Below are 14037 nucleotides of genomic sequence, written 5' to 3'. Positions count from 1 at the left end.
ACTGTTCGCGCTACTTCTCCGACTGAGCAAGCGGGCCTTGTTCGCCCCGCCCCGTACCCGACGGCCAGCCGCCCGCGAGCGCCTTGTACAGCGCGACCGTCGATGCCGCGCTGCGCATCCGCCCGTCGGCCGCCGCGTCCTGCGCCTGCAGCAGCGTCCGTTGCGCGTCGAGCACTTCGTAGTAGTCGATCGCGCCCGCCGAGAAGCGCGCCTGCGCAAGCTGCGCGGCGCGCGCGCTGTCGTCGGCCGCGCGCACGAGATGGGCGGTCTCGTCACGCGTGCGCGCGACGCGCAGCAGTGCGTTCTCGGTTTCCTCCAGCGCGCCGAGCACGGTCTGCCGGTACTGCGCAAGCTGGCCGGCGGCCTCCGCGTCGCTCGCGGCGATCCGCGCGCGCACGCGGCCGACGTCGAGGAACGACCAGTCGATGCCGAGCGCGATCAGGTTCGTGTCGCTGCCCGCGCGGAAGAACCCGTAGCTGCTCGTCGCGCTGCCGAGCAGCCCCGACAGCGTGAAGCGCGGAAACAGGTCGGCCGTCGCGACGCCGACGCGCGCGGTCGCCGCATGCAGCCGCGCCTCGGCGGCCGCGACATCGGGGCGGCGGCGCAGCAAGTCGCCTGGCGTGCCGGGATCGATGTCGGCCGCGAGCGCCGGCAGCGGCACCGGTGCGGCCGTCTTCGGCGGGTCGAACCGGCCGATCAACGCATCCGGCGTCTGCCCGGTCAGCACCGCGAGCCGATGCTCGTCGACGCCGATCGCGGCTTCGTACACGGCGATCCGCGACGTCGTCGATTCGTACTGCGCACGCGCTCGCGCCGCATCGAGTTCGGAGCCGCGCCCCGCGCCGACGCGCGCATTGATCAGCGCAAGCGTCTGCTTCTGGTTGTCGGCGTTCTCGCGCGCGATCCGCAACCGTTCCTGCGAGCCTCGCAGTTCGACGTACGTGCTCGCGACCTCCCCCGCGATCGCGACGCGCACCGCGCGCACGTCGGCCGCGCTGGCGGCCGTTTCCGCGCGCTGCGATTCGATCGAGCGCCGCACGCGGCCGAACAGGTCGAGTTCCCACGCGGCATTGACGCCCACGCTCGACGTCGGCGCATCGCGCTGGCTGCGCGGCGCGCCGAACGCCTGGTCCTTGCTCATCAACTGATGGCCGATCCGGCCGCTCGCGGTGATTGTCGGATAGCGGTCGAACGTCGCCTGCGACAGCAACGCATTCGCCGCGTCGTAGCGCGATACGGCCACCTGCAGATCCTGGTTCGCCGCGAGCGCCGCGTCGATCAACTGCGTCAGCGCCGGATCGCCGAAACCGCGCCAGAACGCGGCATCGGCCGCCGCCGATGCGTCGGGCGGCATATCGGGCCGTGTATCGGACCATGTATCGGCCGGCGCCGCATCGCGCTGCGTCGCCGGATGCGCATCGCGCGCGAACCGCGCGGCCGTGGCCGTATCCGGTCGTTTGAAATCGGGGCCGACCGCGCATGCGGCAAGCGTCACCGACATCGCGAGCGCGGAAAGACGGAAAGCGGCGCTCATCGGTTTTCTCCTTCGAGGGTGCCATGCTGTTCGCTCCAGACGGCCGGCGTGCCGCCCGCGAGCTTGCGGATCGCCACGTAGAACACGGGCGTCAGGAACAGCCCGAACAGCGTGACGCCCAGCATCCCGGCGAACACGGTGACGCCGGTGGCCGCCCGCACCTCGCTGCCCGCGCCGCTGCCGATCAGCAGCGGCACCGAGCCCGCGATGAACGCGACCGACGTCATCACGATCGGACGCAACCGCAGCTTGCACGCTTCGAGCGCCGCCTCGACCACACCCTTGCCCTGGATCTCGAGCTCGCGCGCGAATTCGACGATCAGGATCGCGTTCTTGCACGCCAGCCCCATCAGCACGACGAGACCGACCTGCACGAACACGTTGTTGTCGCCGCCGGACAGCCACACGCCGAACAGCGCCGCGCACATGCACACGGGCACGATCAGGATCACCGCGAGCGGCAGCGTCCAGCTCTCGTACAGCGACGCGAGCACCAGGAACACGAGCATCACGGCCAGCGGGAACACGACGATCGCCGCGTTGCTCTGCGTGACCTGCTGGTAGCTGAGGTCGGTCCATTCGAGCGTGATGCCCGGCGGCAGCACGTCCTTCGCGATCTGCTGCAGCTTCGCGATCGCCTGCGACGACGACATCGTCTTCGGGTCGGCATCGCCGATGAGGTCGGCGGCCGGATAGCCGTTGTAGCGCACGACCGGATCGGGGCCGTACGCGGGCCCGACCGTCACCATCGAGCCGATCGGCACCATCTCGCCCTTCGCGTTGCGTGTGCGCAGGTTCGCGATGTCGGCGGCCGTCTGCCGGTGGCCGGCATCCGCCTGCGCCATCACGCGATATACGCGGCCGAACACGTTGAAGTCGTTCACGTACATCGAGCCGAGATACACCTGCAACGTATTGAACAGATCGGTCAGCGCGACGCCCTGCGCCTTCGCCTTCAGCCGGTCGACCTTCACCTCGAGCTGCGGGATGTTCGCCTGGTACGAGCTGACGGGATAGCTCATCCCCGGCGTCTTCGCGACCGCGGCCTGGAACGCGGCGAGCGCCTTCTGCAATTCGCCGTAGCCGAGGCCGCCGCGATCCTCCAGATACAGCGCGTACCCGGAGCCGTTGCCCAGGCCCTGGATCGGCGGCGGCATCAGGGCATACGTGATGCCGCCGCCAATCGCCGCGAAGCGCGCGTTCAGGTCCGCGTTGATCCGCGCGGCGCTGCGGTGACGCTGGTCGAACGGCTTGAGGATCACGTAGGAGTTCGTGATGTTCGGCGTGTTCACGCCCTGCAGCGCATTCAGCCCGGCGAACGCCGGCACCATCTCGACGCCGTCGGTACCGAGCGCGATCTTCGTCATCTGCTCGGTCACCGCGCTGGTGCGCGCGAGCGACGCGCCTTCCGGCAGCTTCGCGCCCGCGAACAGGTACAGCTTGTCCTGCACCGGGATGAAACCGCCCGGCACCGCGTCGAACAGCAGCGCGGTCGCCGCGAGCAGCGCCGCATAAACCGCGAACACCACGCCGCGCCGCTTCAGCGTGCGCGCGACGACGCCGTGATAGCGATCGGCGCTGCGCTCGAAGAAGCGGTTGAACGGATGAAACAACCAGCCGAATGCGCGGTCGAGCGCGCGCGTCAGCGCATCCTTCGGCGCGCCGTGCGGACGCAGCAGCTTCGCGGCGAGCGCGGGCGACAGCGTCAGCGAGTTGATCGCGGAGATCACCGTCGAGATCGCGATCGTCACCGCGAACTGCTTGTAGAACTGGCCGGTGACGCCCGACATGAACGCCATCGGCACGAACACCGCGCACAGCACGAGCGCGATCGCGACGATCGGCCCCGACACCTCGCGCATCGCCTGGTGCGCGGCATCGCGCGGGCTCAACCCTTGCGCGATGTTGCGCTCGACGTTCTCGACCACGACGATCGCATCGTCGACGACGATCCCGATCGCGAGCACGAGCCCGAACAGCGTCAGCGTGTTGATCGAATAGCCGAGCAGATAGAGCCACGCGAACGTGCCGACCACCGATACCGGCACCGCGACGAGCGGAATGATCGACGCGCGCCACGTCTGCAGGAACAGGATCACGACGAGCACGACCAGCACCACGGCCTCGATCAGCGTGTGCTGCACCGCGCGGATCGATTCGCGCACGAACACCGTCGGGTCCCACACCGGGCGGTACGCGACGCCGGGCGGGAAACGCTTCGACAGCTCGTCGAGCTTCGCATACACGGCCTTCGCGACGTCGAGCGCGTTCGCGCCCGGCGACAGGAAGATGCCGACCACGGCCGAATGCTTGTCGTTGAAATACGAGCGCAGCGTGTAGTCGCCCGCGCCGAGCTCGATGCGCGCGACGTCGGACAGCTTCACGACCTGCCCGTCGTCGCCGTTGCGCAGCACGATGTCGCTGAATTCCTGCACCGTGCGCAGGCGGCCGCGCACGTTGATCGACACGAGAAAGTCGTTCTTCTTCGGCGACGGCTCCGCGCCGAGCTGGCCGGCCGACACCTGCACGTTCTGCTCGCGCACGGCCGCGATCACGTCGCTCGCGGTCAGGCCGCGCGATGCGAGCCGGTTCGGGTCGAGCCACAGCCGCATCGCGTAATCGCCCGAGCCGTACACGCCAACGTCGCCGATGCCGGTCAGCCGCGACAACTCGTCCTTCACGTTCAGCGTCAGGTAGTTGCGCAGGTACAGCGAATCGCGGCTGTTGTCCGGCGAATAGAGGCTCACGTACATCAGCGGCGTGGGCGACTGCTTCTGCGTGGTCACGCCGTACTGGCGGACCTCGTCGGGCAGGCGCGACAGCGCCTGACTCACGCGGTTCTGCACGCGCACGGCGGCCGTGTCGGGATCGACGCCCTGCAGGAACGTGACGACGACCTGCAGGCTGCCGTCCGACCCGGCGACCGACTTCATGTACATGATGCCTTCGACGCCGTTGATCGCCTCTTCCAGCGGTTCGGCGACCGACTCGGCGATTTCCTTCGGGTTCGCGCCCGGGTACGTCGCACGCACGACGACGCTCGGCGGCACGACTTCGGGATATTCGCCGGCCGGCAGCATCGGGATCGAGATCAGGCCGATCGCGAAAATGACGATCGACAGCACGACCGCGAAAATCGGGCGGTCGATGAAGAAGCGGGAGAAATCCATCGTATCGCTCCCGTCATTGCGCGGCAGGCGCGCCGGCATCGGCGCGCGCGGGCAGCGCCTTCGGCTTCACCTGCGCGCCCGGATAGTAGATGCGCTGCACGCCGTCGACCACCACGCGGTCGCCCGCCTGCAACCCCTTCTCGACGATCCGCTCGCCGTCGAGTTCGCGGCCGATCGTCACGTCGCGACGCAACGCCTTGTCGCCGGGGCCGATCACGTACACGTACTTGCGGTCCTGGTCGGTCAGCACGGCCTTGTCGTCGACCAGCAATGCGTCCTGGTCGCGGCCGCTCATGAGCTGCACGCGCGCATACAGGCCCGGCGTAAACGTATGGTCCGCATTCGGCAGCCGCACGCGGGCGCGGATCGTGCCGGTTTGCGGATCGAGCCGGTTGTCGAGGAAATCGACGGTGCCCGCATGCGGGAAGCCCGTCTCGTTCGCGAGGCCGACGCGCACCGGATCGGCGCCGATCGCGCGATGCGCCGGATCGGTACGCCGCGCGTTGTAGCGCAGGTAGCTCTGCTCGTCGCAATCGAAATACACGTAGACCGGATCCTGCGACACGACGGTCGTCAGCAGCGTGTCGTCCGCGCGCGCGAGGTTGCCGACGGTCGCGACCGCGCGGCCGACGCGGCCCGCGATCGGCGCGCGCACTTCGGTGAAGCCGAGATTGAGCTTCGCGTCGGCAACGGCCGCGTCGGCTGCCTGCAGGTCGGCGCGCGCCTGCTCGGCGGTGGCGCGCGCGTTGTCGAGTTCCTCCTGCGACGTCGCATGCGCATCGATCAGCGTCTGCACGCGCTTGAGCTGCAGGTTCGCGAGGTTCGCGGCCGCACGGGCGCGCTGCTGCTGCGCATTCGCACGGTCGAGCGCGATCCGGTACGGGCGCGGATCGATCTCGAACAGCAGCGCGCCCTGCGCGACCACGTCGCCCTCCTTGTACGCGACACGCTGCAGATAGCCGCTCACGCGCGGCCGCAACTCGACCGCGTCGACCGCTTCGACGCGTCCGTTGAATTCGTCCGCGAGGCGAACGGTACGCGGCGCGACGGTGGCGACGCCGACTTCGGGCAGCGGCTGGGCCGACGACGTGCCTTTGCCGTCGTGACAGCCCGACAACGCCAGCAACAGGGCGCAGGCCACGCCCAAAGGCGACGTCCTGCGTAGGGAAAAGGAGCGCATGATGCCTCGCGACGGGTTAAACTGCCGCGTAGCATAAAAGTTGAAGTTAACTTCAAGTCAAGCTTTCCCGGAGGGCGTCATGGGTATCCCGGAAACCCCGCAATGGCCGCTGATGTCGATCCGCGAAGTGGCCGCGCGCAGCGGCGTGCCGGCGTCGACGCTGCGTTTCTACGAGATGCGCGGGCTGATCAAGTCGCACCGCAACGGCTCGAGCCATCGCCACTATTCGCGTGCGGTGCTGCGGCTGATCGCGTTCATCGTGTTCGCGCAGAAGATCGGCTATTCGCTCGACGAAATCGCCGAGCAGCTCGTCAGCCTGCCCGAGGACACCGCGCCGACCAACAAGGACTGGCAGCGGCTGTCGCGCGGCTGGAAGCAGCGCGTCGCGAGCCGGATCGAGGAATTGCAGCGGCTCTACATCAACCTCGACGAATGCATCGGCTGCGGCTGCCTGTCGCTGAAACGCTGCAAGCTGACCAACCCGGAAGACCGCGCGGGCCGCAACGGGCCCGGCGCGCGACGCTGGCTCGGCGACAAGCCGCCGACGGATTGCGAATGACGCGCCGATCGTGGATGCCGTGCGTCACCCGACGCGCCAGCCGCCGTTCACCGCGATCGTCGCGCCGGTGACGAACGACGCGCGCGGCCCGGCGAGCCAGGCAACCGCATCGGCGACGTCGTCCGGCTGCCCGGCGCGGCCGGCCGGCGTCTGCGCGCGGATCATCGCCGCGACCGCCGGGGCGACCCCGCCGTCCCCGAAGAAACGCGTGCCGGCGATATAGCCGGGCGCCACCGTATTGACCGTTGCGCCGCGCGGCCCGAGTTCGCGTGCCAGCGCGACGGTGAAGCCTTCGACGCCGGCCTTCGCGGCCGCATAGGCGAGGCCGCCCGGCAACAGGCTGCCGGCGCGCGCCGCGATCGAGCCGATGTTGACGATTCGCGCCGCGCGATCGGCGAGATGCGGCAGCACGGCCATCGTCGTCAGGAACAGGCTCTTGAGGTTTGCGCCGAGCACGGTATCCCACACGGCCTCGGCCTCGCTCGCTTCGGTGTCCGCACTGACGCGAGCGGTCCGCCCCGCGTTGTTGACGAGGACGTCGATACGCGGCCATCTTGCGACGATCGCCGCCACCACCGCCTCCGCATCGCGTCGCACGCTCAGATCGCCGGCCTGCCCGACTGCCGCTCCGCCCAGACGCGCGACAGCCGCCTCCAGCCGCGCCGCATCGCGCCCGACGAGCGCGACGCGATACCCGTCCCGCACCAGCCGGCTCGCGATCGCGAAGCCGATCCCGCTCGACCCGCCCGTGACGATGGCCGTGCGCTGCTGTTCATTGCCCGTCATGATCTGCCCTCCCGAGTATCGACGGTTGACGACAAGGACATTCTGGGCAGCGCAGGGTGATAGGTAAAATACGAATTCGATGATCTACTGATACATGGAAGGTATCGCATGATCGATCTGCGCCAGTTCCGGCAATTCATCGCGGTCGCCGAAACGCTCAGCTTCCGGCGCGCGGCCGAGCGACTGCACATGGCTCAGCCGCCGCTCAGCGCGGCGATCCGCAAGCTCGAGGACGAACTGGGCGTCGCATTGCTCGAGCGCGACAACCGCGGCTCGCGGCTCACGCCGGCCGGCGAAGCGTTCCTGCTCGAAGCGCGGCGCGCGCTCGAACAGGCCGAGCGCGCGGTGGCCGTGGCGCGCCGCGCGGGCGCCGGCCTCGGCGGCACGCTGCGGCTGCGCTTCGTCGACAGCACGGTCAACGCGCTGTTGCCGCTGATCCTGCGCGCGTTCCAGCAGCGCCATCCGGACGTCGATTTCCAGCTCGAGGAAGGTACGACCGCCGAGCAGATGCTCGCGCTGCGTCAGGACCGCACGGACGTCGGCATCGTCGTGCTGCCGGTGGCCGATGCCGGCGACGTGCATGTCGAGCCGCTGCTGCGCGACCGGATGGTGGCCGCGCTGCCCGACGGCCACCGGCTCGCGCGGCGCCGCCGCATCGCGCTGGCCGAGCTGGCGGATGAACCGTGGGTCATGTTTGCCGCGCACCACGGGCCCGGCATGCACGCGCTGATCGTGACGGCGTGCGCGCAGGCGGGCTTCGCGCCGCGCGTGGTCCAGCAGCCGCGCCAGATGCAGACGACGGCCGGGCTCGTCGCGGGCGGCATCGGCGTCGCGCTGATGCCGCGCCTGTTCGTGCCGATGCAGCCGCGAGGCATTACGTTCTGCGAACTGAAGGGCGCGGGCAGCCCGCTCGCGTACGAGCTGGCGATCGCATACCGCGCGCCGTCGCCGCTCGTCGATGCGCTGCGCGAGAGCGCGCGGAACGCGGTGCGCGAGCTGGGGCTGGTTGCGGCGACGTGACCGCGCGCATCGCGCGCGCGGCGCTCAGTCGCCGAGAATGTTCAGCGCGACCGCGAGCACGGCCTGCCTGAATTCGTGCTGCCGCGTGGGCAGCGACGTGAACTCCAGCATCATGTGGCTGTACGACACGGTCGTACCCACGGCGCTCGCGATCATGAAGAACAGCACGTTCGGATCGACCGGACGAATCGCGCCGGCCTCGACCGCGTCCGCCAGCAGCGGAAACATCGCGTCGTGGTACGGGCGCACGAGCCGCTCCCGCAGCCGGTCGAGCCGCGCGCCCTCCTCGGTCGCCGCCGTCGAGAAGAACATGCCGATATCCGGCTCCGCGAATTCGTGATCGACGCACAGCTCGAGCGCGCGCCGCACGCGCTCGCGATGCGGCAGCGGCGACGCGCGCAACGCACGCAGCGCGTCGAACATCGGTTCGGCCAGCTCGACGATCTGCTCGACGACCGCCAGCCACAACGTTTCCTTCGTGCCGAAGTGATGGGCGATCAGCGCCGCGTCGATGCCCAGCTCGCGCGCGACTTCACGCACGCTCGTCGCGTCGTAGCCGCGCTTCGCGAACGTCCGGCGCGCGGCCCGCAATATCACGTCCGGACCGACGGACGCATCCGCCAGCGGCCGTCCGCGCGTCCGCCGCTTCGACGGCGCGCGCTCAGTGACTTCTGCCACGTTTTTCCTGCTCCTTAAACGATTCGAATGCCCGTGTCCGGCCCCGCTTCGACGTGCCGGAATCGGGCGGTCCACCCCGCTCCGTTGACACGCGGAGCCGGGAAGCGCTAGGATCATACCTTATTCATCACGTGATGATTTATCCATGACAACCCCTACACGCATCGTCATCGTCGGCGGCGGGATCGCCGGGCTGCAGCTCGCGACCCGCCTGGGCGAGCGTCTCGGCCGGTCCGGGCAGGCACGGATCACGGTCGTCGATCGGAGCCCGACGCACATCTGGAAGCCGATGCTGCACACGATCGCGGCCGGCACGCGCGACGTCCAGCAGCAACAGGTGATCTTCCTCGCCCATGCGCGCGACCACGGCTACACATACCAGCCCGGCGAACTGAAGGGGCTCGATCGCGCGCGCCGCCGCGTGCAGCTCGGCGCGATCCGCTCGCGGGACGGCGACGTGGTGATCGGCGCACGCGAACTCGAATACGACGTGCTGATCCTCGCGCTCGGCAGCCAGGCCAACGATTTCGGCGTGCCCGGCGTGCGTGAGCACTGCTACTTCATCGACAGCCAGCAGCAAGCCGAGACCTTCAACGAAGCGTTGCGGATGCGCGTGTTCCGCAGCATCGCGCGCGACGAGCCGTTTCGCGTCGCGATCGTCGGCGCGGGCGCGACGGGCGTGGAACTCGCGGCGGAGCTGAGCCGCTTGCTGGAAGTGGCGCAGGCGTACGGCGACGAGACGGTACGCGAGCGGCTGCAGCTCACGCTGCTCGAAAGCGGCCCGCGCATCCTCAACGCGTTTCCGCCGCGCATTTCCGCGTCGGCCCGGCGGCGGCTCGAACAGATCGGCTTTCGCGTGCTGACGTCGACGCGCGTCACGTCGGCCGACGCGAACGGTTTCCACTACGGCGACGGGTCGTTCGCCGAAGCCGACCTGATGGTCTGGGCGGCCGGCGTGAAGGCGCCCGATTTCATGCAGGCGCTGGGCGGGCTCGACACGAACCGCGCGAACCAGATCGTCGTCGGCCCCACGCTGCAGGCAACCGGCGACGAATGCGTGTTCGCGATCGGCGATTGCGGCAGCCTGCTGCCCGACGGCCACGAACGGCCGCTGCCGCCGACCGCGCAGGTCGCGACGCAGCAGGCCGAGCACCTCGCGAAGCATCTGCCCGCATGGCTCGACGGCACGCCGATTCCACCGTTCGCATTCCACGATTTCGGCGCGCTGGTGTCGATCAGCGATTACGACGCATTCGGCACGCTCGGGCAGTTCGGGTTCTTCCGCGGCGGCTTCATCCAGGGGCGCTTCGCGCAGTTCAGCCACCTGATGCTCTACCGGCGGCACCAGCAGGCGCTGCACGGTTTTTCCAAGGCGACCTTGCTGTGGATCGCCGAACGGATCAACGGCTGGGTGCAGCCGCGCATCCGCCTGTCGTGATGCCGCGCGTCGCGGCACCGCGTAACGTTTCGAGGAACAGAGACATGAACAACCGTGCAGCGCCCTGGCTCATGACCGTCGCCGCGATCGGCAGCTTCGACATGCCGTCCGTCTCGTGGGGTGCGCCGCGGCGGCGCAGCGTCACGCGCGACCGGCTGCCGTCGTGGGACGCGACGAGCAAGCCGACCATCGACGTGCTCGAACGGCCCACGGCCGACACCGTGATGATTTCGTGGTGCGACGCGTGCACCGGACACTACGGCTACCAGAAATGGCGCCTGTTCACGACGCGCAAGCGCGGCGTGTGCGCGCTGTCGGGGCGGCCGATCGAGATCGGCGACAGCGTCTATGCGCCGCAACTGCTCGGCTCAACGCCGGGCAACGCCGCCGCGATGGTCCTCGCGGCATGCATCGACGACGCGCTGGCGGCCTGAGCGTCAGGTCGCCGTGGTCTGACCGGCGCCGTAGGCCGGATCGCCGTTCTGCCGTTCGAGTTCGGCATCGAGATGCGCGGCATGCGCGCGTGCTTCGGACTCCGACATCAGCTCGCCTTCCCACTTCGCGACCACCGCGCTCGCGATCGAGTTGCCGACCGCATTGGTGGCCGAGCGGCCCATGTCGAGGAACGTGTCGACCCCGAGAATCAGCAGCAGCCCGGCTTCCGGGATGTTGAACTGGTGCAGCGTCGCCGCGATCACGACGAGCGACGCGCGCGGCACGCCGGCCATCCCCTTCGACGTGAGCATCAGCACGAGCAGCATCGTGATCTGCGTGCCGAGCGACAGGTGGATGTTGTACGCCTGCGCGATGAACAGCGACGCGAACGTGCAGTACATCATCGAGCCGTCGAGATTGAACGAATAGCCCATCGGCATCACGAAACTGGAGATCTTGCGCTTCACGCCGAAGCGGTCGAGCGCGTCGAGAATCTTCGGATACGCGGCTTCGGAGCTGGCCGTCGCGAACGACAGCATGAACGCTTCCTTGATCAACGCGAGCAGCTTGAACACGCGGCGGCCGAGGAACAGCAGCCCGGCCGCGACGAGCGCGGCCCACAGCAGCACGAGGCTCGCGTAGAAGTCGCCCATGAACACCGCGAACTTCAGCAGGATCGACAGCCCGTTGACCGCGACGGTCGACGCCATCGCGGCCATCACCGCGAGCGGCGCGAGCTTCATCACGTAGCCGGTGATCTTCAGCATCACGTGCGCGAGCTGGTCGATCGCGGCGACGAGAATCTTGCCGCGTTCGCCGAGCGCGGCGAGCGCCACGCCGAAGAACAGCGAGAACACGACGATCTGCAGGATTTCGTTGTTCGCCATCGCCTCGGCGATCGACTTCGGCACCATATGGCCGACGAAATCCTTCAGCGTGAACTTGGACGTCGCGAGATGCGCGGACGCGCCGATGTCCGGCAGCGGCAGGCCGAGATTCTCGCCCGGCCGCAACAAGTTCGCCATCAGCAGGCCCAGCAGCAGCGAGACCAGCGACGCGGTGACGAACCAGCCGAACGCTTTCGCGAACACGCGCCCGACCGACGCCGCGTCGCCCATGTGCGCGATGCCGACGACCAGCGTCGAGAACACCAGCGGCCCGATCACCATCTTGATCAGCCGCAGGAACACGTCGGACACGAGCGAGATGTAGCCGGCGATTTCCGCGGCCGACTGCTTGTCCGGAAGCTGCGTGTAGATCAGGTAGCCGATCAGGATGCCGGCTGCCATGGCGAGCAGGATCCAGCCTGCCGCAGACATTCGTTTGTTCATGACGGAGTTCGCCGAGTGGCGATGGAGTTGACGGAAGAAAGGTGCGCGCCGCTCAGGCTGGTGGATGTCCGCCGACGGGCGCGCTGCCGCCGCACCGGCATTCGCGGCAACGCGAACGCCGGCGGCAGCGATTCGGGATGAAACGGTCGGGTCAGTAGCCGATCGCCGAACCGGCCGGACGGCGCGGGTCGTTGTAGCCGTAGATGAAGCCGACACGCACGTTGCCGGACACGGACGAATCGTTCCCGGAACTCTGGCGGCTCGCCGCTTCGGTGCCCGGCAGGCCGACCATGATCAGCTCGGCGGCGCCCCACGGCGTCTGCTCGACCATCTTGTAGCCCATGTTGCGCAGGATCGCGAGCGTGTCGGGCGACAGGCCGTAGGTTTCGTAATAGACCGCGTCGGGCAGCCACTGGTGATGGATGCGCGGCGCGGCGACCGCGTCCTGCGGCGTCATCCCGTAGTCGATCACGTTCAGCACGGTCTGCAGCGTGATCGTGATGATGCGCGAGCCGCCCGGCGAGCCGACCACCATGAACACCTTGCCGTCCTTCTTCACGATGGTCGGCGCCATCGACGACAGCGGACGCTTGCCCGGCGCGATCGAGTTGCGCGTGCCCTGCACGAGGCCGAACAGGTTCTGCGCGCCGACCTTCACGGTGAAGTCGTCCATCTCGTCGTTGAGGAAGAAACCCGTGCCCGGCGCGATGACCACGGCGCCGAAGCGGCCGTTGACCGTATAGGTCGTCGACACCGCATTGCCGTCGTGGTCGACGATCGAGTAATGCGTCGTTTCCGGCTTCTCGTGCACGCCGACACCGGGCTGCACGTCGACCGACGGCGTAGCCGTATCCGCATGGATGCTCTTGCGGATCTGCGCCGCGTATTCCTTGCTCGTCAGCTTCGCGACCGGGTTGTCGATGAAGTCCGGATCGCCGAGGAGCGTGTTGCGGTCTTCGTACGCGTGGCGCATCGCTTCGGTCATGTAGTGGACCGCCGCGGCCGAGTGGTAGCCGAGCTTGCGCAGGTCATACCCTTCGAGGATGTTCAGCGTCTCGCACATCGTCACGCCGCCCGAGCTCGGCGGCGGCGCCGACACGAACTCGTAGCCGCGATACGTGCACGTCAGCGGCGCCATGTCCTGCGCGCGATAGGACGCGAAGTCTGCCGCCGTGATCACGCCGCCGCCGCGCTTGGCGGCCGCCTCGACGATCTTCGGGATCTCGCCGTGATAGAACGCGTCGGGCCCCTGCTCCGCGATGCGTTCGAGCGTGCGGGCCAGATCCTTCTGCACCAGGCGGTCGCCCGGCTGCAGCGCCGAGCCGTCCGGGCGCAGGAAGATGCGTGCGGCTTCGGGATCCTTCCTGAAGCGCTCGACCGTCGTGTCGAGGATGTCGGTATCGCCGCGCGTCAGCACGAAGCCGTCACGCGCGAGCCGGATCGCCGGCGCCATCACCTGCCGGCGCGTCAGCTTCCCGTACTTGCGCTGCGCGAGATCGAGGCCCGCCACCGTACCCGGTACGCCGACCGCGCGATAGCCGTACAGGCTCTGCTCCGGAATGACGTTGCCCGACGCATCGAGATACATGTTCGCGGACGCCGCGGCCGGCGCCGTCTCGCGGAAATTGATGAAGCGGTCGCGACCGTCGGCCAGATGGATCGTCATGAAACCGCCGCCGCCGATGTTGCCGCAGCACGAATTGGTCACCGCCTGCGCATAGCCGACGGCGACCGCCGCGTCCACCGCGTTGCCGCCTGCCTTCAGGATGTCGACGCCGATCTGCGACGCGAAGTGCTGCGACGACACGACCATGCCGTTCTTCGCTTCGACCGCCGGGTCCGACGCGGCGAACGCGCACACGCTCATCGCCGACAACAGGGTGAGTATTACGAGCCGCCTCATGAC

Annotated in this window: 11 protein-coding genes; 4 read left to right on the top strand and 7 right to left on the bottom strand. The window is 68.6% G+C overall.

Annotated features, from left to right (window positions below; genetic code table 11):
• Positions 1–10: 10 nt before the first annotated feature.
• Genes WS64_RS30250 through WS64_RS30240 form a run of 3 tightly spaced genes read right to left on the bottom strand, consistent with a single transcriptional unit; the run spans position 11 to position 5884 of the window.
• Positions 11–1534 carry an efflux transporter outer membrane subunit gene (locus WS64_RS30250; protein ID WP_060968735.1) on the bottom strand — a complete coding sequence of 508 codons (1524 nt, stop codon included), beginning with the start codon at positions 1532–1534 and terminating at the stop codon, positions 11–13.
• A complete protein-coding gene (locus WS64_RS30245) occupies positions 1531–4704 on the bottom strand; it encodes an efflux RND transporter permease subunit (protein WP_060968952.1) in 3174 nt (1057 codons plus the stop codon). The genes WS64_RS30250 and WS64_RS30245 overlap by 4 nt, the downstream gene beginning before the upstream one ends.
• A 13-nt stretch (positions 4705–4717) precedes the next feature.
• Positions 4718–5884, bottom strand: coding sequence for an efflux RND transporter periplasmic adaptor subunit (locus tag WS64_RS30240; RefSeq protein ID WP_060968734.1), 1167 nt, complete (start codon positions 5882–5884; stop codon positions 4718–4720).
• Between the two features lie 79 nt (positions 5885–5963).
• On the opposite strand from WS64_RS30240, the gene soxR reads away from it, so the two are divergent.
• The gene (gene soxR / locus WS64_RS30235; RefSeq protein ID WP_059639703.1) at positions 5964–6443 is read left to right on the top strand and encodes a redox-sensitive transcriptional activator SoxR; all 480 of its coding nucleotides are present in this window, start codon (positions 5964–5966) and stop codon (positions 6441–6443) included.
• Positions 6444–6467: 24 nt separating this feature from the next.
• Here the strand turns inward: soxR and WS64_RS30230 are convergent, their stop codons facing one another.
• Complete coding sequence (locus WS64_RS30230; protein WP_060968733.1) at positions 6468–7229, bottom strand: SDR family NAD(P)-dependent oxidoreductase; 762 nt, start codon at positions 7227–7229, stop codon at positions 6468–6470.
• 108 nt (positions 7230–7337) lie between these two features.
• On the opposite strand from WS64_RS30230, the gene WS64_RS30225 reads away from it, so the two are divergent.
• Positions 7338–8249, top strand: coding sequence for a LysR family transcriptional regulator (locus WS64_RS30225; RefSeq protein WP_060968732.1), 912 nt, complete (start codon positions 7338–7340; stop codon positions 8247–8249).
• Positions 8250–8273: 24 nt separating this feature from the next.
• On the opposite strand, the gene WS64_RS30220 is transcribed toward WS64_RS30225, so the two are convergent.
• Entirely contained in the window at positions 8274–8927 is a 654-nt protein-coding gene (locus WS64_RS30220) for a TetR/AcrR family transcriptional regulator (RefSeq protein WP_059584843.1), read from the bottom strand.
• A gap of 145 nt (positions 8928–9072) precedes the next feature.
• Between WS64_RS30220 and WS64_RS30215 the strand changes: the two genes are divergently transcribed.
• Positions 9073–10365, top strand: a complete 1293-nt coding sequence (locus WS64_RS30215; RefSeq protein ID WP_059584842.1) for an NAD(P)/FAD-dependent oxidoreductase — start codon at positions 9073–9075, stop codon at positions 10363–10365.
• A gap of 44 nt (positions 10366–10409) precedes the next feature.
• Complete coding sequence (locus tag WS64_RS30210) at positions 10410–10799, top strand: DUF3331 domain-containing protein (protein ID WP_059584841.1); 390 nt, start codon at positions 10410–10412, stop codon at positions 10797–10799.
• Between the two features lie 3 nt (positions 10800–10802).
• Here the strand turns inward: WS64_RS30210 and WS64_RS30205 are convergent, their stop codons facing one another.
• Positions 10803–12131 (bottom strand): dicarboxylate/amino acid:cation symporter, encoded by a 1329-nt coding sequence (locus WS64_RS30205; protein ID WP_059584840.1) that lies wholly within the window; start codon positions 12129–12131, stop codon positions 10803–10805.
• Between the two features lie 151 nt (positions 12132–12282).
• Positions 12283–14034 (bottom strand): gamma-glutamyltransferase, encoded by a 1752-nt coding sequence (gene ggt / locus WS64_RS30200; RefSeq protein WP_060968731.1) that lies wholly within the window; start codon positions 14032–14034, stop codon positions 12283–12285.
• Positions 14035–14037 lie beyond the last annotated feature (3 nt).

It is taken from the genome of Burkholderia anthina (assembly GCF_001547525.1).
In the GTDB taxonomy this organism is placed as follows: domain Bacteria; phylum Pseudomonadota; class Gammaproteobacteria; order Burkholderiales; family Burkholderiaceae; genus Burkholderia; species Burkholderia semiarida.
The sequence above is the reverse complement of the archived record's forward strand: the minus strand, read 5'-3'. Positions and strand labels throughout refer to the sequence as shown.

Excerpts from the sequence above, each read along its gene's own strand:
- WS64_RS30210 (WP_059584841.1), top strand. The coding sequence starts at position 10,410 with ATGAACAACCGTGCAGCGCCCTGGCTCATGACCGTCGCCGCGATCGGC.
- soxR (WP_059639703.1), top strand. The coding sequence starts at position 5,964 with ATGGGTATCCCGGAAACCCCGCAATGGCCGCTGATGTCGATCCGCGAA.
- WS64_RS30245 (WP_060968952.1), bottom strand. The coding sequence starts at position 4,704 with ATGGATTTCTCCCGCTTCTTCATCGACCGCCCGATTTTCGCGGTCGTG.
- WS64_RS30230 (WP_060968733.1), bottom strand. The coding sequence starts at position 7,229 with ATGACGGGCAATGAACAGCAGCGCACGGCCATCGTCACGGGCGGGTCG.
- WS64_RS30240 (WP_060968734.1), bottom strand. The coding sequence starts at position 5,884 with ATGCGCTCCTTTTCCCTACGCAGGACGTCGCCTTTGGGCGTGGCCTGC.
- WS64_RS30215 (WP_059584842.1), top strand. The coding sequence starts at position 9,073 with ATGACAACCCCTACACGCATCGTCATCGTCGGCGGCGGGATCGCCGGG.
- WS64_RS30250 (WP_060968735.1), bottom strand. The coding sequence starts at position 1,534 with ATGAGCGCCGCTTTCCGTCTTTCCGCGCTCGCGATGTCGGTGACGCTT.
- WS64_RS30225 (WP_060968732.1), top strand. The coding sequence starts at position 7,338 with ATGATCGATCTGCGCCAGTTCCGGCAATTCATCGCGGTCGCCGAAACG.
- ggt (WP_060968731.1), bottom strand. The coding sequence starts at position 14,034 with ATGAGGCGGCTCGTAATACTCACCCTGTTGTCGGCGATGAGCGTGTGC.
- WS64_RS30205 (WP_059584840.1), bottom strand. The coding sequence starts at position 12,131 with ATGAACAAACGAATGTCTGCGGCAGGCTGGATCCTGCTCGCCATGGCA.